Raw genomic sequence first — 21,267 nt, 5'->3', positions numbered from 1 at the left:
GGCCTGTCAGGCACCGCGCGGCGTCCTGACCAACCGCAACCCCGCAATCACCAGCGCAAACACTGCAAAACTGGCGTTGTACAACACCAGCGCGGGCACCCCGAACAGCAAGGCCAACAGCGCCAACCCCAGCCCCGTGCGTCCCGGCACGAAGAACGCCAGTACCGCCGGCACCAATGTCAGCCAGCCAAGCACCTGGAAGTGAATCATCAACCCAAGGTTCGAACGCACCTGGCATTCCCAGCGACTGGCCTCGTCGGCGCAGAGGCCGACCCACTGCGCATCTTCCATAAAACCATAGCGTGCGCCATAACTGGCAGCCAGCCATAACGGCAGGGCAATCAGTAGCAAAATCAACGGGAAGCGGCGGGACATGGGGCACTCCGATAGGCGAAAACGGCGCTCAGCTTAATCCCCCGCCGGCCGTTGGCAAGGGACATACACACAATTAGTGTTCACCAATGCGTGGCAAAGTGTATCTTCTGCCTGCTATAGCCCAATTCTGATGTAATTTTCCGACATTTTGGTGCCGAGTGATGGCACTTCGGCGATTACGTGGTGGTCATAGCCTGCGAACTTCATTCAGCACCTTTTCCTCTTAGGGATCCAGTCATGCTCCGTTCCTTGCGCTGCGCTGCCTTGCTGGGCAGCCTATTTTTGAGTGCGTCAGCACTGGCCGTCGATATCGACCAGGCCAGCTATGGCTACCCTTTGACCAACCCGTTCGAAGCGACCATCGCGACCACCCCGCCTGATCTTCGGCCCACCCTGCCGAGCGACGACGAGATCAACCAGTCCGACCACACCCTGAACATGCGCCCCGAGCGCGAGTTCAGCCTGCCGGACAACTTCTGGGCGGTGAAGAAACTCACCTATCGCATCGCCAAGCAGGACCACGCCGCGCCGCTGATCTTCCTGATCGCCGGCACCGGCGCGCGGTTCGACAGCAGCATCAACGAATACCTGAAAAAACTGTATTACCAGGCCGGCTACCACGTGGTGCAACTCTCGTCGCCCACCAGCTTCGACTTCATCAGCGCCGCCTCGCGCTTCGCCACCCCGGGCATCACCCAGGAAGATGCCGAAGACATGTACCGCGTGATGCAGGCCGTGCGTGCGCAGAATGCCTCGCTGCCAGTGACCGACTTCTACCTCACCGGTTACAGCCTGGGTGCGCTGGATGCGGCATTCGTCAGCAAGCTCGACGAGACCCGCCGCAGCTTCAACTTCAAGAAAGTGCTGCTGCTCAACCCGCCGGTCAACCTCTATACCTCGATCACCAACCTCGACAAGCTGGTGCAGACCGAGGTCAAGGGCATCAACAACACCACCACCTTCTATGAGCTGGTGCTGAACAAGCTCACCCGTTACTTCCAGCAAAAGGGCTACATCGACCTCAACGACGCCCTGCTCTACGACTTCCAGCAATCCAAGCAGCACCTGACCAACGAACAGATGGCCATGCTGATCGGCACCTCGTTCCGTTTCTCGGCCGCCGACATTGCCTTTACCTCGGACCTGATCAACCGCCGTGGCCTGATCATTCCACCCAAATATCCGATCACCGAAGGCACCAGCCTCACGCCGTTCCTCAAGCGCGCGCTGCAATGCGACTTCGATTGCTACCTCACCGAGCAAGTCATTCCGATGTGGCGTGCGCGCTCCGATGGCGGCAGCCTGCTGCAACTGGTCGATCAGGTCAGCCTGTACGCGCTGAAGGACTACCTGCATGACAGCCCGAAAATCGCGGTGATGCACAATGCCGATGACGTGATCCTCGGCCCTGGCGACCTGGGTTTCCTGCGTAAAACCTTCGGCGATCGCTTGACCGTCTACCCGCTGGGCGGCCACTGCGGCAACCTTAATTACCGCGTCAACGCCGACGCCATGCTGGAGTTCTTCCGTGGCTAAATATCTTCTGCTGCTTGCCGCCCTGATGTGCGCAGGCGTGGCCAATGCCGACAACAGCAAGGCCCATGAGCCAGTCAAGGTCGACGCCGATGGCTTCAAGGAACCGCTGACCAAGCTCAAGTTCAACCCGGGCCTTGACCAGCGCGAGTTCGAGCGTTCGTCGCTCACCGCCCTCAACGTGTACGACCCGCTGGAATCATGGAACCGCCGCGTGTACCACTTCAACTACCGCTTCGACCAATGGGTGTTCCTGCCGGTGGTCGACGGTTATCGCTACGTCACGCCCAGTTTCTTGCGCACCGGCGTGAGCAACTTCTTCAACAACCTGGGCGATGTGCCCAACCTGCTCAACAGCCTGCTGCAGCTCAAGGGCCACCGCTCGCTGGAAACCACCGGGCGCCTGCTGGTCAACACCACCATCGGCATCGCCGGCCTGTGGGACCCGGCCACTGCCATGGGCCTGCCGCGCCAGAGCGAAGACTTCGGCCAGACCCTGGGTTTCTACGGCGTGCCCGGCGGCGCGTACCTGGTGCTGCCGATCTTCGGTCCGTCGAACCTGCGTGACACCACCGGGCTACTGGTGGACTACACCGCCGAAAACCAGATCAACTTCCTGAACGTGGCCGAAGTCAGCTCCAACCACCCGGAAATCTGGGCGTTGCGAGCAGTAGACCGGCGTTATCAGACCAGCTTCCGCTACGGTCAGATGAACTCGCCGTTCGAGTATGAGAAGGTGCGGTATATCTACACCGAATCGCGCAAGTTGCAGATTGCCGAGTAAACCGCGTCGATAAAAAAAGGCCATTCAACCGAATGGCCTTTTTTTTGCCTTTTAAACAGACAAGTACCCAATTAAATATTCCGCCACGACCACCCTTGAGCAGCCTTTCAAAGTGAACGCGATGCAGACTCAGGCGCCCCCCTTGGGGGGCACATTGTTGAGGCTCGCGGATGGCCGGTGCTACCATGCGCAACCGCCTGTCCTGGCAAGGAAATCTCTGGTTTATGAGCACCATTCGCGAGCGCAATAAAGAAAAGATCCTGCGGGCGGCGAGCGAGGAGTTTGCCGACAAGGGCTTCGCCGCAACCAAAACCAGCGACATCGCCGCCAAGGCCGGGCTGCCCAAGCCCAACGTCTACTACTACTTCAAGTCCAAGGACAACCTCTACCGCGAGGTGCTCGAGAGCATCATCGAGCCGATATTGGCCGCCTCCACGCCGTTCAATCCCCAAGGCGACCCCAAGGAGGTATTGAGCAACTACATTCGCTCGAAAATCCGCATCTCCCGCGACCTGCCCTTCGCCTCCAAAGTATTCGCCAGCGAAATCATGCACGGCGCGCCGCACCTGAGCGGGGAGCAAGTCGAACAACTGAATGCCCAGGCCAGGCACAATATCGACTGCATCCAGAGCTGGGTGGATCGCGGGTTGATCGCAGCGATCGATCCCCATCACCTGATGTTCAGCATCTGGGCGGCCACCCAGACCTATGCGGATTTCGACTGGCAGATTTCAGCCGTGACCGGCAAGGCCAGGCTGGATGAGGCCGACTATGAGGCGGCGGCGCAGACGATTATCCGGTTGGTGTTGAAGGGATGTGAGCCGGACTGATAGATCCGGGCGAGGCCATCGCAGGCAAGCCAGCTCTTATCAAACACAAAATAACTTATTGATTTTAAACCTTAAGTTCCAGGCAGCCACATTCCTGTGGCGAGCAGGCTTGCCCTAATGCCGTTCAGTTAAGCGCAGATTCCCTGTGGCGAGCAGGCTTGTCCTGCGTTGGGCTGCGCAGCAGCCCCAAAGCCAGGCGCTGAGCCGTATCAGGTACACCGCGTTTTGCTCGATGGGGGGCGCTTCGCACCCCAACGCGGGGCAAGCCCGCTCGCCACAATAAGCCCACACATTTTCCTTAACTGAACGGCATTAGGGCGAGCCCGCTCGCCACAGAGGCCCCAGTTTGCTGCGCGACAGCGCTACGTCGAAGAGGTAGTGGGGACTCCCACAGGATTACACCGTCCAATGTGGGGGCTGGCTTGCCTGCGATGGGGCCCTGAAGATAATCCAGTCAATCTGGCACCCCCGCGTCCGCCAGCAACCCCAGCCCCTCAATCGCCGTAATCGCGCACCGCTCATCAATATCCGACGTATCCCCGCTGATCCCGATCGCCCCCAGCACCACGCCCGCTCCATCCCGAATCAACACCCCGCCCGGTGCCGGCACCACGCTGCCGCGTCCCAGGCTGTTCAATGCGGCGATAAACGCCGGGCGCTGCTGTGCGTCCAACTCCAGCAGGCGTGAGCCCTTGCCCATTGCAATAGCCCCCCAGGCCTTGCCGGTGGCGATCTGCGGGCGCAGCAGGCTGGCGCCGTCTTCACGTTGAAGGGTGATCAGATGGCCGCCGCTGTCGAGTACCGCGATGGTCAGCGGTGCGGCGGACATCGCACGGCCGGCGGCGATGGCGTGGCAGGTCAATTGAGTAGCGAGTTTCAAGCTTAACGCGCTCATGGTGCCGTCCTTTTTCTTGTTATCAGGATGCGCTCAAGGCTTGTTTGATCAAGCCGCGAATAAAAACAGAATACATTTACTATTATTTTTGTATACAAAAAACCCAATAAAGCCTCTAAAAACCGCACATAAAACGTCGAAAGACGTAAAAGCATGCTCATAAAATGCATTGACCTGCACAGCCCGCCGTGAATAAACTCCGACCAAACGCAACTTGTATACAATTATAAAAATACGAGGCGACAAAAAAATGAGCAGAATGAGAGCAATCGAAGCCGCCGTACTGGTGATGCGCTGCGAGGGCGTGAACACCGCCTTCGGTATCCCGGGCGCCGCGATCAACCCGCTGTATTCGGCCTTGCAGAAAATTGGCGGCATCGATCACATCCTTGCTCGCCATGTTGAAGGCGCCTCGCACATGGCCGAGGGCTATACCCGCACCAAGGCCGGCAATATCGGCGTGTGTATCGGCACTTCGGGTCCGGCGGGCACCGACATGGTCACCGGCCTCTACAGCGCGTCGGCCGACTCCATCCCGATCCTGTGCATCACCGGCCAGGCGCCCCGTGCCCGCCTGCACAAGGAAGACTTCCAGGCCGTCGACATCACCAGCATCGTCAAGCCGCTGACCAAGTGGGCGACCACCGTGCTGGAGCCGGGCCAGGTGCCCTACGCGTTCCAGAAGGCCTTTTATGAAATGCGCTCCGGCCGCCCCGGCCCGGTATTGATCGACCTGCCGTTCGATGTGCAGATGGCCGAGATCGAATTCGACATCGACGCCTACCAGCCGCTGCCCCTGGCCAAGCCGCTGGCCACCCGCCTTCAGGTGGAAAAAGCCCTGGCCCTGCTCGATGCGGCCGAACGCCCGTTACTGGTGAGCGGCGGCGGCGTGATCAATGCCGACGCCAGCGACTTGCTGGTGGCGTTCGCCGAACTGACCGGCATCCCGGTGATTCCGACCCTGATGGGCTGGGGCACCCTCCCGGATGATCACCCGCAGATGGTGGGCATGGTCGGCCTGCAAACCTCGCACCGGTATGGCAACGCGACCCTGCTCAAGTCAGACCTGGTGCTGGGCATCGGCAACCGCTGGGCCAACCGCCATACCGGCTCGGTGGAGGTGTACACCGAGGGGCGCACGTTCATCCATGTCGACATCGAACCGATGCAGATCGGCCGTGTGTTCACCCCGGACCTGGGCATTGTTTCCGACGCCGGCGCCGCACTGACGATGTTCATCGAGGTGGCCCGCGAATGGAAAGCCGCCGGCAAACTCAAGGACCGCAGCGCCTGGCTGCATGACTGCCAGCAACGCAAGGCCACCCTGCAGCGCAAGACCCACTTCGATAACGTGCCGGTCAAGCCGCAGCGGGTGTACGAAGAGATGAACCAGGTGTTCGGCAAAGACACCTGCTACGTCAGCACCATCGGCCTGTCGCAGATTGCCGGCGCGCAATTCCTGCACGTTTATAAACCCCGCCACTGGATCAACTGCGGCCAGGCCGGCCCCCTGGGCTGGACCATTCCGGCGGCCCTCGGCGTGGTCAAAGCTGACCCGAGCCGCAGGGTGGTGGCGCTGTCGGGCGACTATGATTTCCAGTTCATGATCGAAGAACTCGCGGTGGGCGCACAGTTCAAGCTGCCGTATATCCATGTGGTGGTGAACAATTCCTACCTGGGCTTGATACGCCAGGCCCAGCGCGGCTTTGACATGGATTATTGCGTGCAGCTGTCTTTCGACAACCTCAACGCGCCGGAGCTGAACGGCTATGGCGTCGACCATGTGGCCGTCGCCGAAGGCCTGGGCTGCAAGGCGCTGCGGGTGTTCGAGCCGGGCCAGATCCAGCCGGCGCTGCGCAAGGCGCAGGAAATGATCGAAGAATTCAAGGTACCGGTGATCGTTGAGATTATTCTGGAGCGTGTGACCAATATTTCCATGGGCACCGAGATCAACGCCGTCAATGAATTCGAAGACCTGGCCCTGGTCGGCAACGATGCGCCGACTGCCATTGCCCTGCTCGATTAAGGAGAACCCTATGCCGCGCTTTGCCGCCAACCTGTCCATGCTGTTTACCGAACAGGATTTCCTCGCCCGTTTCAAGGCGGCCGCCGACGCCGGTTTCACCGGCGTCGAATACCTGTTCCCGTACGAGTTCGGCTCCACCGAAATCAAGACGCAGCTCGAGGCCAACGGCCTCACGCAGGTGCTGTTCAACCTGCCGGCCGGTGACTGGGCCAAGGGTGAGCGCGGCATCGCGTGCCACCCTGACCGGGTCGAGGAGTTCCGCGCCGGGGTCACGCTCGCCATCGCCTACGCCCAGGTGCTGGGCAATACCCAGGTCAACTGCCTGGCGGGTATTCGCCCCGAAGGGGTGGACGATAAAACCGTGGAGCAGACTTTTGTCGCCAACCTCAAGTACGCCGCCGAACACCTTCAGGCGGCGGGCATCCGGCTGGTGATGGAAATGATCAACACCCGCGACATCCCGGGGTTCTACCTCAACAACAGCGCGCAAGCCCTGGCGATCCGCGAGCAGGTGGGCAGTGACAATCTGTTCCTGCAATACGACATCTACCACATGCAAATCATGGAGGGCGACCTGGCCCGAACCATGGCCACTCACCTGGAGGTGATCAACCACATCCAACTGGCCGACAACCCAGGGCGCAACGAGCCGGGCACCGGCGAGATCAACTACCGCTTCCTGTTCGAACATCTGGACCGCATCGGGTACCAGGGTTGGGTCGGCTGTGAATACAAGCCGTCGACCACCACCGAAGCTGGTTTGGGTTGGCTCAAAACTCACAACGCGATCTAACAAACACAACACAGAACCAAATGTGGGAGGGGGCAAGCCCCCTCCCACATGGGACCTGCTGTGTAATAAAAAGAGGATTTTTTCATGGCTAACATCGGTTTTATCGGCACCGGCATCATGGGCCTGCCCATGGCTGCGAACCTGCAAAAGGCTGGTCATCAATTGTTTCTCTGCGAACACCACAGCAAGGCGCCGGCTGAACTGATCAGCGCCGGCGCCGTGGCCCTGGCCACCCCGCAGCAGGTGGCGCGGGAGGCCGAGTTCATCATCGTGATGGTGCCCGACACGCCGCAGGTCGAGGACGTGCTGTTCGGTGCCAACGGCGTGGCCACCGGGCTGTCGCCAGACAAGGTGGTGATCGACATGAGCTCGATCTCCCCCACCGCCACCAAAGCCTTTGCGGCGAAGATCAATGAGACCGGCGCGCACTACCTCGACGCACCGGTGTCCGGCGGTGAGGTCGGCGCCAGGGCCGGCACCCTGAGCATCATGGTCGGTGGTCAGCCGCAGACCTTTGAGCGCGCCCTGCCGCTGCTGCAGAGCCTGGGCAAGAACATCACGCTGGTCGGCGGCAATGGCGATGGCCAGACGGCCAAGGTGGCCAACCAGATCATCGTGGCGCTGAACATCCAGGCGGTGGCCGAAGCGTTGCTGTTCGCGGCAAAAAACGGCGCCGACCCGGCCAGGGTGCGCGAAGCGCTGATGGGTGGCTTTGCCGCCTCCCGAATCCTCGAAGTGCACGGTGAACGCATGATCAACGGCACCTTCGACCCGGGCTTTCGTATCAACCTGCACCAGAAGGATTTGAACCTGGCGCTGGCCGGGGCAAAGGAGCTGGGGATCAACCTGCCCAATACCGCCGCCACCCAGCAGGTGTTCAGCACCTGCAAGGCACTCGGCGGTGGCAACTGGGACCATTCGGCACTGATCAAGGGCCTCGAGCACATGGCGAACTTCTCGATTCGCGAAGGATAAATGCAGTCCCTGTGGGAGGGGGCTTGTTCGCGATGGGTCCACCACGGTCGCTCTGACTCACCCAAAACCCGCCGCCGCATGGACAGCCCCTTCGAATCCCCCTAGGCTTGCCCGACCTTCGATTCGGGCGTTCTTTATGCACAGCAATAACGATTGGCGTCAGCGGCTCTACGTCATGGTTTTCCAGAGCGACACCGTGGCCGGGCGGCGCTTTGACGGCATCCTGCTGCTGATCATTCTCGCCAGCCTGGTGATCGTGATGCTCGACAGCATCGACCAGGTCCACCAGAACTACGCCAATGTGCTGGCCTATATCGAGTGGGGCTTCACGCTGATCTTCGCCGTCGAGTACTGCCTGCGCCTGTATTGCTCGCCCAAGCCGTTGCGTTATGCCTTCAGTTTTTATGGGCTGGTGGACCTGCTGGCCATCGTGCCCGGCATCCTCGCGCTGTATTACAGCGACGCGCAGTACCTGTTGATCATCCGCATCATCCGCATGCTGCGGATTTTCCGCGTACTCAAGCTCAGCCCCTACCTCAAGCAGGCCAACTACCTGATGGCGGCGCTGCGCGGCAGCAAGCAGAAGATCGTGGTGTTCCTGGTCAGCGTGTGCACCCTGGTGACCGTGTTCGGCACCCTGATGTACGTGATCGAAGGCCCGGAACACGGCTTTACCAGCATTCCCAAGGGCATCTACTGGGCGATCGTGACGCTGACCACCGTGGGCTTTGGCGATATCGTGCCCAGGACCCCGCTGGGCCAGGTGATTTCGTCACTGGTGATGATCACCGGTTACTCGATCATCGCCGTGCCCACCGGGATTTTCACCGCTGAACTGGCCAGCGCGATGCGCGGTGAACAGCTGCAAACCGACTGCCCGGTGTGCAAGAAAGACAGCCATGAGCCCAACGCAGCGTTCTGTTCGCGCTGTGGCAGCAATCTTTTCAAGAAAGTGGAATAAGCAAAGTTCTTTTTAATCTTTAAGGCGCTATGCGGGTGCCGCTATAGTCGCTGGCAAAGTGCCTCCCCTCTTCTCGAACAACAAGGAATGAGCAGTGAAAAAACTCGTTAGCGCCTCTCTCCTGGCCGCCGGCCTTGCCCTCGCGGGCGCCGTGCAGGCAGCCCCCGTCACACTGCTCAACGTCTCCTACGACGTGATGCGCGATTTCTACAAGGACTACAACGCAGCCTTCCAGAAGCACTGGGATAGCGAGCACCCGAACGACAAGCTGACCCTGCAGATGTCCTTCGGCGGCTCCAGCAAACAGGCGCGCTCGGTCATCGATGGGCTGCCGGCCGACGTGATCACGATGAACATGGCCACCGACATCAATGCCCTGGTCGATAACGGCAAACTGGTACCGGACAACTGGGTCACGCGCCTGCCGAACAACAGCGCGCCGTTCACCTCGGCCACCGTGTTCATCGTGCGCAAGGGCAACCCGAAAGCCCTGAAAGACTGGCCGGACCTGTTGAAAGACGGTGTGCAAGTGATCGTGCCCAACCCCAAAACGTCCGGTAACGGCCGCTACACCTACCTGTCGGCCTGGGGCTATGTACTCAAGAACGGTGGTGACGAAGACAAGGCCAAGGCCTTCGTCGGCAAGCTGTTCAAGCAGGCACCGGTGCTGGACACCGGTGGCCGCGCCGCGACCACCACGTTCATGACCAACCAGATCGGCGACGTGCTGGTGACCTTCGAGAACGAAGCGGAAATGATCGCCCGTGAATTCGGCCGCGATCAGTTCGAAGTGATCTACCCAAGCGTCTCCGCCGAGGCCGAGCCGCCAGTGTCGGTGGTCGACAAGGTCGTCGACAAGAAAGGCACCCGCGCAGCCGCCGAAGACTACCTGAAGTACCTGTGGTCGCCCGAAGGCCAGGAAATTGCCGCCAACAACTACCTGCGCCCACGTGACCCGGCAGTGCTGGCCAAGTACACCGACCGTTTCCCGAAAGTCGACTTCCTGTCGGTGGAGAAGACCTTTGGCGACTGGCGCACCGTGCAGAAGACCCACTTCAATGATGGCGGCGTGTTTGACCAGATCTACTCCGGTCAATAATCAAACGCGGTCATAACTGTGGGAGCTGGCTTGCCTGCTCCCACATTGGTTTTGCATTCGCCAATTACATCGGCGGTGTCACGCCATCCTTCCCGGCAGAGATCGCCTGGGCAGTGACTTTCCCGCCCGCCCCCTGCGACGCGAACAACACCACCTTTACGCCCGGCTTGAGCAACGTGCGATCCCCAGGCTCCAGGTTGACGATCGGCACATCATCCGGCACCACGATCTTCTGCTCGCCGCCCTTGTATCTGACGGTCAACGTGCGCCCGTTGCTGACCACCAGGTCGCCGACGGTGCCATTGGTCATGCTGCTGCCTTCCTTTAAATCGAACGCGCGATGCCCTTCACCCGTGCCGGCCATGGCCGGGGGGAATACGTGGACTTCAAGGGCGGTCAGGGTGCCGTCGGCATTGGGCATGGCAGCCGAGCCGATGTAGCTGCCCGGCTTGATCTGATCAATTTTGGTCAGGGTCACAGCGCGTACCTGGGTGGCCGGGGTGAGGTGCACGACGACGTCTTCGCCGCTGTTGACCTTGACGTGCATGGCATCCCCGTCCATCGCAGTGATGGCGCCGCGAACGCCAACGCGCGGGGCCTCGGCCGCGTGCGCCAGGCCCACCGCCATGGCAGCGGCGAGGGTTGAGGCCAAAATCATCTTGTTCAACGTGATCTTCATCGCAGTGGATTTCCTGTTTCGGCAGTTGTGACTGAATGTATCATTGCCCGACATAAGTAATATCACGCCGAACAGCCTACTCGTCCCAGGGCGTTGTCTCTACTCTCGCTCGCCATCCTCCCTTGCTTTATGAGAACACCATGAACGCTACGTCCCACGCTACAAGCAGCATGACCCGAGGCATGGTGATGCTGTTTGCGTTTTGCTGCGGCGCCATTGTGGCCAACATCTACTACGCACAACCGATCATCGAACTGATCGCGCCGGACATCGGCCTGACGCCCGCGATGGCAAGCCTGATCGTGTCGCTGACGCAGATCGGCTATGCCCTGGGCCTGTTTTTTCTGGTGCCGTTGGGTGACCTGCTGGAAAACCGCAAGCTGATGATCACCACCACCGTGGTCGCCATCGCCAGCCTGCTGGGCGCGGCATTTACCGAGCAGCCGAACCTGTTCCTGCTGGTATCGCTGCTGATCGGCTTCAGTTCGGTGTCGGTGCAGATCCTGATCCCGCTGGCCGCGCACCTCGCGCCCGCCGAATCGCGTGGCCGGGTGGTGGGCAGCATCATGGGCGGCTTGCTACTCGGCATTTTGCTCGCACGGCCGGTGTCCAGCCTGGTGGCCGACCACTTCGGCTGGCGCGCGATGTTCATGGCGGCCGCCGCGTTGATGGCGTTTATCAGCGTGGTGCTGATGCTGACCATTCCCAAGCGTCAACCCGACCACAGCGCCAGCTACGGCCAATTACTGCGCTCCCTGGGCACCCTGCTGCGTGAACAACCGCTACTGCGCCAGCGCGCGTTTTACCAGGGCTGTCTGTTCGCCACCTTCAGCCTGTTCTGGACCGCCGCTCCGCTGGAGCTGGTGCGCAGCCACGGTCTGAGCCAGACACAGATCGCACTTTTCGCCCTGGTGGGGGCCATCGGCGCCATCGCCGCGCCCATTGCCGGCCGTCTGGCTGACGCGGGCCACACCCATCGCGCCTCGCTGCTGGCCATGCTGTTTGCCGCGTTAAGCTTCCTGCCGGCCCTGGTGCATCCGTTGTACAGCGTCATCGGCCTGGCCGTGACCGGCGTGGTGCTGGATTTCTGCGTGCAGATGAACATGGTGCTCGGCCAGCGCGCCATCTACGCCCTCGACGCCAATAGTCGCAGCCGCCTGAATGCGTTGTACATGACCAGCATCTTCATCGGCGGCGCCTTCGGCTCGGCGATTGCCAGCAGCGTGTATGAACACGGCGGCTGGCTGGGCGTCATGCTGGTGGGCAGCGCATTCCCGTTGCTGGCGTTGCTGCGCTTTTTGAGTGCATCACGGCACGCGGCGGTCGCTACGGCCTAGGAACGCACCAACTTCTCCAAGGCCGCGTCCGCCAGAAATGACGAGCGGCTTTTGACCTTGTGCTCGCGCACATAGCGGTCGATACGCTGGATGACATAACCGGGCAAGGTCACATTGACCTTCTCGGTCCGGCCCAGATAGGGCGAAATGTCCAGCTCCAGCATCCCCCAGCCCATGCCTGCGTACGCTTCGTCGGCGTGGTGATTGGCCACCGACGTCGGCATTGGAATCACCCCACCCTCTGCGGCAATCTCCTGCAGCATGATGTGCGCGACTTCCACCGCTGCGTTGTACGCCTCTTCAAAACTGTCTCCGGCGGTAACAGCGCCGGGAATGTCGGGGATCTGGATGCCGGTGGCGGTGAAGTCATCGCCCCATTCGATACAGATTGGGTATTGCATGCATGCTCTCCTTAAAACTGAAACAGACCGGCGCGTTTTCTGATGCTGCTGACGGTGCCAAGCGGCAGATCCTTTTTGGGATGGGGCACCGGGATCGTGTACGGGTTATAGCGGTGGGTAAAAATATGATGGCTGCCCGTGACGCGATCCAGCACCCAACCTGCTTCCTGCAGTTCCTTGATCAACACCCTGCTTTGCACCTCGGCCTCCTTGGCTTGGCTCGATTAAAAATAACCCTAGAGTTATCTTTACTCAAGCACAACATTCACTTGGGTGACTGCCGGTTATGTGACGGGATATGGGGATAGCGAAGGACGATGCAGATCCAGTGTGGGAGGGGGCTTGCTCGGTCAGTCAATTCATCAGGCGACGGTTCCACCGCCATCGGGAGCAAGCCCCCTCCCACGCTGGATTTTCAGCAGGACGGACAAGAGATGTTCGACGGTATCTTCCAGAGCGCCGGAATTGTCGAGTACGTACAACCCGGCGTCATTGCCGGCGATCATCTGCGCCGTGAACCGCGCATTGCGCGCCAGCCGTTCCTCAATATCGGCCAACGACTCACGCCCCCGCGCGATCAGGCGCTGGCGCAACAGGGTGTGATCCACCGTCAGCAACAGCACCCCCATGCCCGGGTAGCGCTCGCGGGTTTGCGCCAGATGCGCACGGGAGCCGTTGACCAGCACGTCCTCCCCCGCCGCCAGCCAATCGTCGATCTCGCGCGGGATGCCGTAGGACAACCCATTGGCCTGCCAACTGAGGGCAAATGCGCCCTGCGCCTGCAGCGCGGCAAACTGCTCCGGGGTCACACCCTGCGCCGCCTCGCCCACCGCCTCCGCCGAACGCGTGATGACGCGGCGCACGATGCGACAACCGCGCTCGGCCAGGCGTGAGCGTGCGGCGTCCAACAGGCTGTCCTTGCCCGAACCCGACGGCCCGATGAGATAGATCAACCTGCCGGCCATCAATACACCCTGTTTGCTTGTTTTCCAGACATGGGGGCTACCTTACCGGAGCGCGGACCGCCATACACCCATTGGCAGGCGGAGTCGGGAATACCTCGGTTTGATGGCCGAATAGAATTTCCTGTGGGAACTGGCTTGCGGAATGGAAAAAGCGACCCGAAGGTCGCCTTTTGTCATTGCGCGTACTGCTTGCTCAAGCCCGGCGGCACGCCCTGCACGTCGGTTTCTTCCCATGGCCCGTTCGGGCTGATGGAGCGGCTCCAGCCGTTGCTCCAGCGGTAGTAGGTGCGCTGGCGGTAGAAGGTGTCGGGCTGCTCTTCCAGCACATACACCTGCATCTTGCCGTCCCAGTGGCTGGCGGCGCCAGGTGGCGGGGCGAAGGTTGGGGATTTGCTCGGCACAGGCTTGGGCTGTGGCGTGACCGGGCCGGAAGGTTGAGTGCTCGGCTGCGTCGACGGGCCCGTTGGCGGGATGGTCGGGCCGGTGGGCACCGGAGGTGGGCGGTGGACCGCGCAGGCACTCAAGCCGAGTACGAGGCTGAGCAGGGTGATGCGTGCAATGGCGGTCATGGGCGTTTCCTCGAAGTTACGGGTCCGGACTGTCGATGGTCAGCGGCTGCAACGCAGTGGTGCTGCTGGCCAGGGGTTGGCTGCGGCCGATCCACTCGCCGGCGGTTGGAATACCTGCCCGGGATATGCGCGCAACCAGTTGGACTTCAGGGAAGTTGGACAGTTTCAACGACGCCATCATCGCGTCGGCATCCCCCAGTTCAACGGTGATCGGCAGCTCGGCGACAGTCACACGCTTGACCGCCAGCGGCGCGGGCGGGCCCTTTACCGCGCGGGCGAAGATGAACACGCTGTCGGTGGGCAGGACGTTGGCTTTTACCTCGGCGGACAGGTCCACGCGCACCGTCATCACCGACTTTTGCGCCACCACGCCGCCGCCCTCCTTGAGTTTCTGCGCCGCGCGGTCGATGCCACCCTGCAGTGCGGCGCGGGAGTTGTCTTCGGCCGGCAACTGCGCCAACAGGCGGTTCCAGTAGTCGATGGCTGCCTGATAGCGCTGGCCCTCGAACGCGGCGATGCCAAGCAGGCCGAGGCTGGTGACTTCCTTCGGGTCCAGCTTCAACGCTTCGTCCGTGAGTGCCTGAATCCTGGGCGACCATTGTTTGTTGTCGGCAAAATACTGCGCCTGCGCCCACTGCCCGAGCAGTTCCGGCCGGCGCCCGGCCAGGGCCACGGTGCGTTCGAACACCCGGGCGGCATCGGCAGAACGGCCCTGACCCATATAGGCGCGGCCAAGGAAATACAGGCCTTCGGCCGAGTCGGGCTGGGCCGCAGCGGCGCGCTCCAGGCGGTGAGTCATGTCTTCCATGGACACCGGCGGCCGCGAGAATTCGCGGGTCAGTTCAACCTTGTCGCTGGCGCCGTAGTGCAAGTACAGCGCAACGCCCAGCACCGGGACCAGAAACGCCGCCAACAATGGCAGCGGTTTGCCCAGGCGCGACTCGCGGGGCGGCTGCACGCCTTCGGTGTCGGCCAATAATTCGCGCGCAGCTTCGGCACGGCCGGTCTCCAATTGCGCAGCGTTAAGTACGCCTTCCTGCTGCTGCACTTGCAGCTCGGCGAGGCGCTCCTGATACAGCGCGACGTTCAGGGCGGTGCGATCCTCTTCACGCTGGGCACGCCGGTCGCGCAACACGGGAATCAACAGAAAACTCAGGGCGGTCAACAGCAGCAAGCCGGCGGCGAGCCAGAAATCAATCATCGGTCTTGGCATCCAGCAAGTGGTCGAGACGTTTGCGCTCCTCAGGGGACAGCGCGTCGGATCCATCGGTCGGTGCAGCACGCCGACGACGCACGATCACCGCCATGACGACCAGCCCCGTCAGCAACAACCCGGCAGGCGCAAACCAGAGCAGCGCGGTTTTGGCGTTGAGGGCCGGTTTGTAGCGCACGAAATCACCGTAGCGGTCGACCATGAAGTCGATGATCTGCTGGTCGTCCTTGCCCTCCCCCAGCATGCGGAAGATCTCTTTGCGCAGGTCGGCGGCGATGGGCGCGTTGGAGTCGGCGATGTCCTGGTTCTGGCACTTGGGGCAGCGCAGTTCTTTGGTCAGTTCGCGAAACCGCGTGCGCTCGGCGTCACTGGCAAATTCATAGGTATCGATGGCAGCGTGGGCCACACCGGCCAATCCCAGGACCAGCACGGCAGCGGCAAGCAGGCGCTTCATGGCTTGGCCTCATCGACCAGCGCCTGGTACTTGGCGGCCAGTTGCTCGCGCCACACCGCCTCGTCAATCACGCCGACGTACTTGTCGCGGATCACGCCCCTGGCATCGATGAAGAAGGTTTCCGGAGCGCCGTACACGCCAAGGTTCAACCCGAGGTTGCCGTCGTCATCGCGAATATTCAGTTGATAAGGGTTGTGAAACTCGGCCAGCCATTTCAGCGCGGCGGCGTTGTCGTCCTTGTAATCGATGCCGTAGATCACCACGCCCTGCTCGGCCAGCTTGTTCAACACCGGGTGCTCGACGCGGCAGGAGATGCACCAGGTGCCCCACACGTTGACCAGCGCCGGCTTGCCCAGCAGGTCGGCGCGGGTCAGGGTTTTATCGCCCTGCACGCTGGCCAACGAGAAGTCGGGAAACGGCTTGCCGATCATGGCCGACGGCAACTCGGCGGGGTTCAGGTACAGCCCGCGATAGAGAAACACCGCCACCAGCAGAAACAGCACCAGTGGCACCAGCATCAACCCTCGCTTCATACCGCAGCTCCTTGCAGGCCGAGGGCTTCGCGCACCCGGGTTTTGACTTTGATGCGATAACGCCGGTCAAGCGCTGCCAGCAAACCGCCTGCGCCGGTGAGCAGGCCACCGAACCAGATCCAGCGCACGAACGGTTTGACGTGCACGCGCACCGCCCAGGCGCCCTCGCCCAACGGTTCGCCCAGGGCCACATACAGGTCTCGGGTAAAACCGGCGTCGATGCCGGCTTCGGTCATCATCGAACTCTGCACCGTGTACAGGCGTTTTTCCGGGTGCAGCACGGCCACTTCCTTGCCGCTGCGGATGACGCGCACGGTGCCTCTGTCGGAGGTGAAGTTCGGCCCCTCGAAGTGCCTGGCGCCTTCGAAAATAAACTGGTAACCGGCCAGGTCCATCGATTCGCCCGGCGCCAGGCGCAGGTCGCGCTCGGCGCTGTTCTGGCTGGACAGCACTACGCCCAGCGCGCACACCGCAATGCCCAGGTGCGCAATCTGCATGCCCCAGTAACTGCGAGTGAGGCCCGGCAGGCCTTTGATCAAGCCTTTGTGGCGCGTCTTGTCGACGAGGTCGCGCACACCGGCGAGCAATACCCAGCCCGCCAGCAGGAAGGTGGCGAGCACCGCCCAGTTGAAGTCGCCATAGGCAATGCCTGCGATCACCGCCAGCGCCACGCTGCCCAGCAGCACCGGCAGCAGCATGCCGGCCAGCCACTTCAGCGGGGTGTCTTTCCAGCGCACCAGCATGCCGATTGCCATCACCACCATCAGCAGGCCCATCAATGGAATGAACAACGCGTTGAAATACGGCGGGCCGACCGACAGCTTGGCGCCGCTCAGGGCATCCAGCACCAGCGGATACAGGGTGCCGAGCAGGATCATCGAAGCGGCCACCACCAGCACCAGGTTATTGCCCAGCAGCAGGGTTTCCCGCGACCACAGGTTGAAGCCCACCTGGCTCTTGACCACCGGTGCGCGCAGGGCGAACAGGGTCAGAGAGCCGCCGACCACGAACAGCAGGAAGATCAGGATGAACACGCCCCGCGCTGGGTCGGACGCGAACGCGTGCACCGACGTCAGCACCCCCGAACGCACGAGGAACGTGCCGAGCAGGCTGAGGGAAAACGCGGCGATTGCCAGCAACACCGTCCAGCTTTTGAACACGCCGCGCTTTTCCGTGACCGCCAGCGAGTGAATCAGCGCAGTGCCCACCAGCCAGGGCATGAACGAGGCGTTTTCCACCGGGTCCCAGAACCACCAGCCGCCCCAGCCGAGTTCGTAGTAGGCCCACCACGAACCCAGCGTAATGCCGATGCCGAGGAAGGCCCAGGCGACGATGGTCCATGGCCGCGACCAGCGTGCCCAGGCCGCATCGAGGCGTCCGCCGAGCAAGGCAGCGATGGCGAAGGCGAAGGCCACGGAGAACCCGACGTAGCCCATGTAGAGCATCGGCGGGTGCACGATCAGGCCGATGTCCTGCAGCAACGGATTAAGGTCGCGCCCGTCCATCGGGATCTGCGGCAGGATGCGGCTGAACGGGTTGGAGGTCATGATCAGGAACAGCAGGAAACCGATGCTGATCATGCCCATCACCGCCAGCACGCGGGCCAGCATCACCTGCGGCAATTGGCGCGAGAACACCGACACGGCGAAGGTCCAGCCGCCGAGGATCAAGGCCCACAGCAACAGCGAGCCTTCGTGGGCACCCCACACGGCGCTGAACTTGTAGTACCAGGGCAAGGCGCTGTTGGAGTTGTTGGCGACGTAGGCGACGGAAAAGTCGTCGGTCATGAAGGCGTAGGTCAGGCAACCGAACGCGAACAGCAGGAAGGCAAACTGGCCCCAGGCGGCCGGCTGCGCCAGGCTCATCCACAGCCGGTCGCCGCGCCAGGCGCCGAGCAACGGCACCACGGCCTGCACGACGGCGAAGCAGAGGGCGAGGATCATCGCCAACTGGCCAAGCTCCGGAATAAACAATGCGGACGTCATGGCTTAACCTCCCTGGCCGGGGTTGGCGCGGATTGGCCGCTGTCTTTAAGGGCTTTGGTCACCTCGGGCGGCATGTATTTCTCGTCGTGCTTGGCCAGCACTTCATCGGCCACCACCACGCCCCTGGCGTTGAGCTTGCCCAGGGCAACGATGCCCTGGCCTTCACGGAACAGGTCCGGGAGGATACCGCGATAGGTGATGGTCACGGCCTTGTTGAAGTCGGTGACCACGAAGGTCACGTCCAGGGAGTCGCCGGAACGTTTCAACGAGCCCTTTTCCACCATGCCGCCGGCGCGGATTCGCGTGTCCAGAGGCGCTTCGCCGTTGGCGATCTGGGTCGGCGTATAGAAGAGGTTGATGTTCTGCTGCAGCGCACTCAATGCCAGACCCACGGCAATGCCGACGCCGGCCATGATGGCGAGGATGATCAACAGGCGCTTTCTACGCAGCGGATTCACTTTTCGGTCTCCCGGCGCAAACGACGCGCCTCTTGTTGCAGGTAACGCTTGCGGGCCAGGATCGGCGCGCCGACGTTGAGGGCCAGCACCGCCAGGCAGATGCCGTAGGCCGTCCACACATACAGGCCGTGGTGGCCCATCGCGAGAAAATCACTGAACGAGGCAAAGCTCACGGGCGTACTCCCAGGCAGCGCTGTATTTCGGCCTTGGCCCAACTGGCGCGGGCCTCACGCTTGAGCACTTCAAGGCGCATGCGCAGCAGCAACACGGCGCCGAAGAAGCAGTAGAAGCCCAGCACCATCAGCAGCAGTGGCGCCCACATTTCCACGGGCATTGCCGGTTTTTCGGTGAGGGTGAAGGTGGCGCCCTGGTGCAGGGTGTTCCACCACTCAACCGAGTATTTGATGATCGGGATGTTGATCACGCCGACAATGGCCAGCACCGCGCAGGCCTTGGCCGCGCTGTCACGGTTGCTGATCGCGTTGCCCAGGGCAATCAGGCCGAAATACAGGAACAGCAGGATCAGCATCGAGGTCAGGCGCGCATCCCACACCCACCACGAACCCCAGGTGGGTTTGCCCCAGATCGCACCCGTCACCAATGCCACGGCGGTCATCCACGCACCGATGGGCGCAGCGCATTGCAGGGTCACGTCGGCCAGCTTCATCTTCCACACCAGGCCGACGATGCCGCACACCGCCAGCATCACGTAGCAGGACTGCGCCAGCATGGCGGCGGGTACGTGGATATAGATGATGCGAAAACTGTTGCCTTGCTGATAGTCCGGCGGTGCGAAGGCCAGCCCCCAGACCAGGCCGATGCCGATCAGCAGGAGTGCGGCGATGCTCAACGCCGGCAGCAGCTTGCCGCTGATGCCGTAAAACCATTTGGGCGAGCCGAGCTTGTGAAACCAGGTCCAGTTCATTGCTGTTTCTCACGGTTGCGTCTTGCCGTGGCAAAACGCTTAGGGTCTTTACTGGCCGAGCCAGACCTCATTATTCGCCAACGCTGATTTTCAGGCCGGCCGCTATGGCAAAGGGTGTCAGGGTTACCGCCAGGGCGGTCAGGCTGCCCAGCCACAACAGGTAACCGCTGGCCGGCAGCCCCATGAGCGCGGCCTGCAACGCGCCGCTGCCGAGGATCAACACCGGGATATACAACGGCAGAATCAACAGGGCCAGCAGCAGGCCGCCGCGCTTCAAACCGACGGTCAACGCGGCGCCCACCGCCCCCAGCAGGCTGAGCACCGGCGTGCCGAGCAACAAAGACAGTAACAATACCGGCAGACACTCGACGGGCAAGCCCAGCATCATCGCCAGCAGCGGCGCAAGCAACACCAGCGCCAGGCCGGAAAACACCCAGTGTGCCAGCACCTTGGCCAATACCAGAAGCGGCAACGGGTGCGGCGAAAGGACCCACTGCTCCAGGGAGCCGTCTTCGAAATCACTGCGAAACAGCCCGTCCAGCGACAGCAGCACGGATAACAGCGCGGCCACCCACACCAGTCCCGGGGACAAGGTTTGCAATAGCCCGGTCTCGGGGCCGACTGCCAACGGGAACAGCGCAATGACGATGGCGAAGAATACCAGGGGGTTGGCCAACTCGGCCGGGCGGCGGCACAACAGCCGCGCCTCGCGGGCGACCAGCAGGGCGAACACACTCATGCCGGCCACCGGCTCAGGTCCAGCTCGCGGTAACCGGCGGGCGTGTGCGCGAGGGTGTGGTGCGTGGTGAGCACTACGCTGCCGCCCTGCTCACAGTGCCTGTCCAGGTGCTTTTCGAGTTGGGCGACGCCTTGTGTGTCCAGAGCGGTAAACGGCTCGTCGAGGATCCACAACGGCGGGCCGGGCAGATACAGACGCGCCAGCGCCACGCGACGTTGCTGGCCGGCGGACAGGGTGTGGCACGGCACGTCTTCAAAGCCCTTGAGGCCGACAGCGGCCAGGGCCTGCCAGATCGCGTCGCGACTGGCCGGGCGATGCAGGGCGCAGAGCCAGCCGAGGTTTTCTTCAGCGCTGAGCACGTCCTTGATCCCGGCGGCGTGGCCGATCCAGATCAGGTTGCGTGCAAGCTCGCGGCGTTGCTCGTCCAGCGGTTTGCCGTTGAGCCGCACCACGCCTGCAGTCGGCTGCATCAACCCCGCGAGCAGGCGCAGCAGACTGGTCTTGCCGCTGCCGTTGGGGCCGCTGACCTGCACCATGTCGCCCGCCGCGATCCGCAATTCGAGGTGTTCGAACAGCAGGCGCAGGTCGCGTTCACAGGCAAGCGCTATGGCTTCAAGAAGAGGGCTGGTCAAAAGATCGTGGGCCTTTACGGTTCAAGTCGGCGGTGCGGCGGCCGTTATAGAGAGCAGCACAATAACGGCTTTGGCGACTGATTTAGAGAGCGGGATCAAATGGTTG

25 protein-coding genes are annotated in these 21,267 nt (G+C 62.0%); 9 read left to right on the top strand and 16 right to left on the bottom strand.

What is annotated here, in order from left to right:
• Positions 1–6: 6 nt before the first annotated feature.
• A complete protein-coding gene (locus tag LUB09_RS20905; RefSeq protein ID WP_209980608.1) occupies positions 7–375 on the bottom strand; it encodes a hypothetical protein in 369 nt (122 codons plus the stop codon).
• Positions 376–612: 237 nt separating this feature from the next.
• Between LUB09_RS20905 and LUB09_RS20900 the strand changes: the two genes are divergently transcribed.
• From LUB09_RS20900 to LUB09_RS20890, 3 genes are all read left to right on the top strand, one after another.
• On the top strand, positions 613–1,911 hold the full coding sequence (locus LUB09_RS20900; protein ID WP_209980607.1) for a serine/threonine protein kinase: 1,299 nt from the start codon (positions 613–615) through the stop codon (positions 1,909–1,911).
• Entirely contained in the window at positions 1,904–2,692 is a 789-nt protein-coding gene (locus tag LUB09_RS20895) for an MlaA family lipoprotein (protein ID WP_231423585.1), read from the top strand. The genes LUB09_RS20900 and LUB09_RS20895 overlap by 8 nt, the downstream gene beginning before the upstream one ends.
• 224 nt (positions 2,693–2,916) lie before the next feature.
• Positions 2,917–3,522 carry a TetR/AcrR family transcriptional regulator gene (locus LUB09_RS20890; RefSeq protein ID WP_057008345.1) on the top strand — a complete coding sequence of 202 codons (606 nt, stop codon included), beginning with the start codon at positions 2,917–2,919 and terminating at the stop codon, positions 3,520–3,522.
• A 454-nt stretch (positions 3,523–3,976) separates the two neighbouring features.
• On the opposite strand, the gene LUB09_RS20885 is transcribed toward LUB09_RS20890, so the two are convergent.
• Positions 3,977–4,417 (bottom strand): GlcG/HbpS family heme-binding protein, encoded by a 441-nt coding sequence (locus LUB09_RS20885; RefSeq protein WP_231423584.1) that lies wholly within the window; start codon positions 4,415–4,417, stop codon positions 3,977–3,979.
• Positions 4,418–4,667: 250 nt separating this feature from the next.
• On the opposite strand from LUB09_RS20885, the gene gcl reads away from it, so the two are divergent.
• The 5 genes from gcl to LUB09_RS20860 all read left to right on the top strand — a co-directional run bounded on the left by gcl (position 4,668) and on the right by LUB09_RS20860 (position 10,271).
• Positions 4,668–6,443, top strand: a complete 1,776-nt coding sequence (gcl, locus tag LUB09_RS20880; RefSeq protein ID WP_231423583.1) for a glyoxylate carboligase — start codon at positions 4,668–4,670, stop codon at positions 6,441–6,443.
• Between the two features lie 10 nt (positions 6,444–6,453).
• On the top strand, positions 6,454–7,236 hold the full coding sequence (gene hyi / locus LUB09_RS20875) for a hydroxypyruvate isomerase (RefSeq protein WP_231423582.1): 783 nt from the start codon (positions 6,454–6,456) through the stop codon (positions 7,234–7,236).
• 84 nt (positions 7,237–7,320) lie between these two features.
• The gene (locus tag LUB09_RS20870; protein ID WP_231423581.1) at positions 7,321–8,211 is read left to right on the top strand and encodes a 2-hydroxy-3-oxopropionate reductase; all 891 of its coding nucleotides are present in this window, start codon (positions 7,321–7,323) and stop codon (positions 8,209–8,211) included.
• 136 nt (positions 8,212–8,347) lie between these two features.
• Positions 8,348–9,172, top strand: coding sequence for an ion transporter (locus LUB09_RS20865; protein ID WP_209980591.1), 825 nt, complete (start codon positions 8,348–8,350; stop codon positions 9,170–9,172).
• Positions 9,173–9,266: 94 nt separating this feature from the next.
• Positions 9,267–10,271, top strand: coding sequence for a sulfate ABC transporter substrate-binding protein (locus tag LUB09_RS20860; RefSeq protein ID WP_209980589.1), 1,005 nt, complete (start codon positions 9,267–9,269; stop codon positions 10,269–10,271).
• Positions 10,272–10,335: 64 nt separating this feature from the next.
• Here LUB09_RS20860 and LUB09_RS20855 read toward each other — a convergent pair whose 3' ends face one another.
• On the bottom strand, positions 10,336–10,950 hold the full coding sequence (locus LUB09_RS20855) for a DUF5666 domain-containing protein (RefSeq protein WP_209980587.1): 615 nt from the start codon (positions 10,948–10,950) through the stop codon (positions 10,336–10,338).
• A 140-nt stretch (positions 10,951–11,090) separates the two neighbouring features.
• On the opposite strand from LUB09_RS20855, the gene LUB09_RS20850 reads away from it, so the two are divergent.
• A complete protein-coding gene (locus LUB09_RS20850) occupies positions 11,091–12,287 on the top strand; it encodes an MFS transporter (RefSeq protein WP_209980585.1) in 1,197 nt (398 codons plus the stop codon).
• Here the strand turns inward: LUB09_RS20850 and LUB09_RS20845 are convergent.
• The 13 genes from LUB09_RS20845 to ccmA all read right to left on the bottom strand — a co-directional run bounded on the left by LUB09_RS20845 (position 12,284) and on the right by ccmA (position 21,161).
• Positions 12,284–12,688, bottom strand: coding sequence for a type II toxin-antitoxin system HicB family antitoxin (locus LUB09_RS20845; protein ID WP_209980583.1), 405 nt, complete (start codon positions 12,686–12,688; stop codon positions 12,284–12,286). The genes LUB09_RS20850 and LUB09_RS20845 overlap by 4 nt on opposite strands.
• Positions 12,689–12,699: 11 nt before the next feature.
• Entirely contained in the window at positions 12,700–12,888 is a 189-nt protein-coding gene (locus LUB09_RS20840; protein ID WP_209980571.1) for a type II toxin-antitoxin system HicA family toxin, read from the bottom strand.
• A 162-nt stretch (positions 12,889–13,050) separates the two neighbouring features.
• The gene (gene phnN, locus LUB09_RS20835) at positions 13,051–13,653 is read right to left on the bottom strand and encodes a phosphonate metabolism protein/1,5-bisphosphokinase (PRPP-forming) PhnN (RefSeq protein WP_209980569.1); all 603 of its coding nucleotides are present in this window, start codon (positions 13,651–13,653) and stop codon (positions 13,051–13,053) included.
• 173 nt (positions 13,654–13,826) lie between these two features.
• Complete coding sequence (locus LUB09_RS20830; protein WP_209980567.1) at positions 13,827–14,222, bottom strand: hypothetical protein; 396 nt, start codon at positions 14,220–14,222, stop codon at positions 13,827–13,829.
• A 16-nt stretch (positions 14,223–14,238) separates the two neighbouring features.
• Complete coding sequence (gene ccmI, locus LUB09_RS20825) at positions 14,239–15,423, bottom strand: c-type cytochrome biogenesis protein CcmI (protein ID WP_209980564.1); 1,185 nt, start codon at positions 15,421–15,423, stop codon at positions 14,239–14,241.
• On the bottom strand, positions 15,416–15,889 hold the full coding sequence (locus LUB09_RS20820; protein WP_231423580.1) for a cytochrome c-type biogenesis protein: 474 nt from the start codon (positions 15,887–15,889) through the stop codon (positions 15,416–15,418). The genes ccmI and LUB09_RS20820 overlap by 8 nt, the downstream gene beginning before the upstream one ends.
• Positions 15,886–16,422: a DsbE family thiol:disulfide interchange protein gene (locus LUB09_RS20815; protein ID WP_209980561.1), complete on the bottom strand. Its 537-nt coding sequence runs from the start codon at positions 16,420–16,422 to the stop codon at positions 15,886–15,888. The genes LUB09_RS20820 and LUB09_RS20815 overlap by 4 nt, the downstream gene beginning before the upstream one ends.
• Positions 16,419–18,407 (bottom strand): heme lyase CcmF/NrfE family subunit, encoded by a 1,989-nt coding sequence (locus tag LUB09_RS20810; RefSeq protein WP_209980559.1) that lies wholly within the window; start codon positions 18,405–18,407, stop codon positions 16,419–16,421. Before LUB09_RS20810 ends, LUB09_RS20815 begins: the two co-directional genes overlap by 4 nt.
• Positions 18,404–18,865, bottom strand: coding sequence for a cytochrome c maturation protein CcmE (gene ccmE, locus LUB09_RS20805; RefSeq protein WP_231423579.1), 462 nt, complete (start codon positions 18,863–18,865; stop codon positions 18,404–18,406). Before ccmE ends, LUB09_RS20810 begins: the two co-directional genes overlap by 4 nt.
• Positions 18,862–19,038: a heme exporter protein CcmD gene (gene ccmD / locus LUB09_RS20800; protein ID WP_057008363.1), complete on the bottom strand. Its 177-nt coding sequence runs from the start codon at positions 19,036–19,038 to the stop codon at positions 18,862–18,864. The genes ccmE and ccmD overlap by 4 nt, the downstream gene beginning before the upstream one ends.
• The gene (locus LUB09_RS20795; protein ID WP_231423578.1) at positions 19,035–19,790 is read right to left on the bottom strand and encodes a heme ABC transporter permease; all 756 of its coding nucleotides are present in this window, start codon (positions 19,788–19,790) and stop codon (positions 19,035–19,037) included. Before LUB09_RS20795 ends, ccmD begins: the two co-directional genes overlap by 4 nt.
• Positions 19,791–19,860: 70 nt before the next feature.
• A complete protein-coding gene (ccmB, locus tag LUB09_RS20790) occupies positions 19,861–20,529 on the bottom strand; it encodes a heme exporter protein CcmB (RefSeq protein ID WP_209980551.1) in 669 nt (222 codons plus the stop codon).
• A complete protein-coding gene (ccmA, locus tag LUB09_RS20785; RefSeq protein ID WP_231423577.1) occupies positions 20,526–21,161 on the bottom strand; it encodes a cytochrome c biogenesis heme-transporting ATPase CcmA in 636 nt (211 codons plus the stop codon). The genes ccmB and ccmA overlap by 4 nt, the downstream gene beginning before the upstream one ends.
• Between the last annotated feature and the right edge of the window lie 106 nt (positions 21,162–21,267).

The organism is Pseudomonas sp. Leaf59, from assembly GCF_920984685.1.
In the GTDB taxonomy this organism is placed as follows: Bacteria; Pseudomonadota; Gammaproteobacteria; order Pseudomonadales; family Pseudomonadaceae; genus Aquipseudomonas.
The sequence above is the reverse complement of the archived record's forward strand: the minus strand, read 5'-3'. Positions and strand labels throughout refer to the sequence as shown.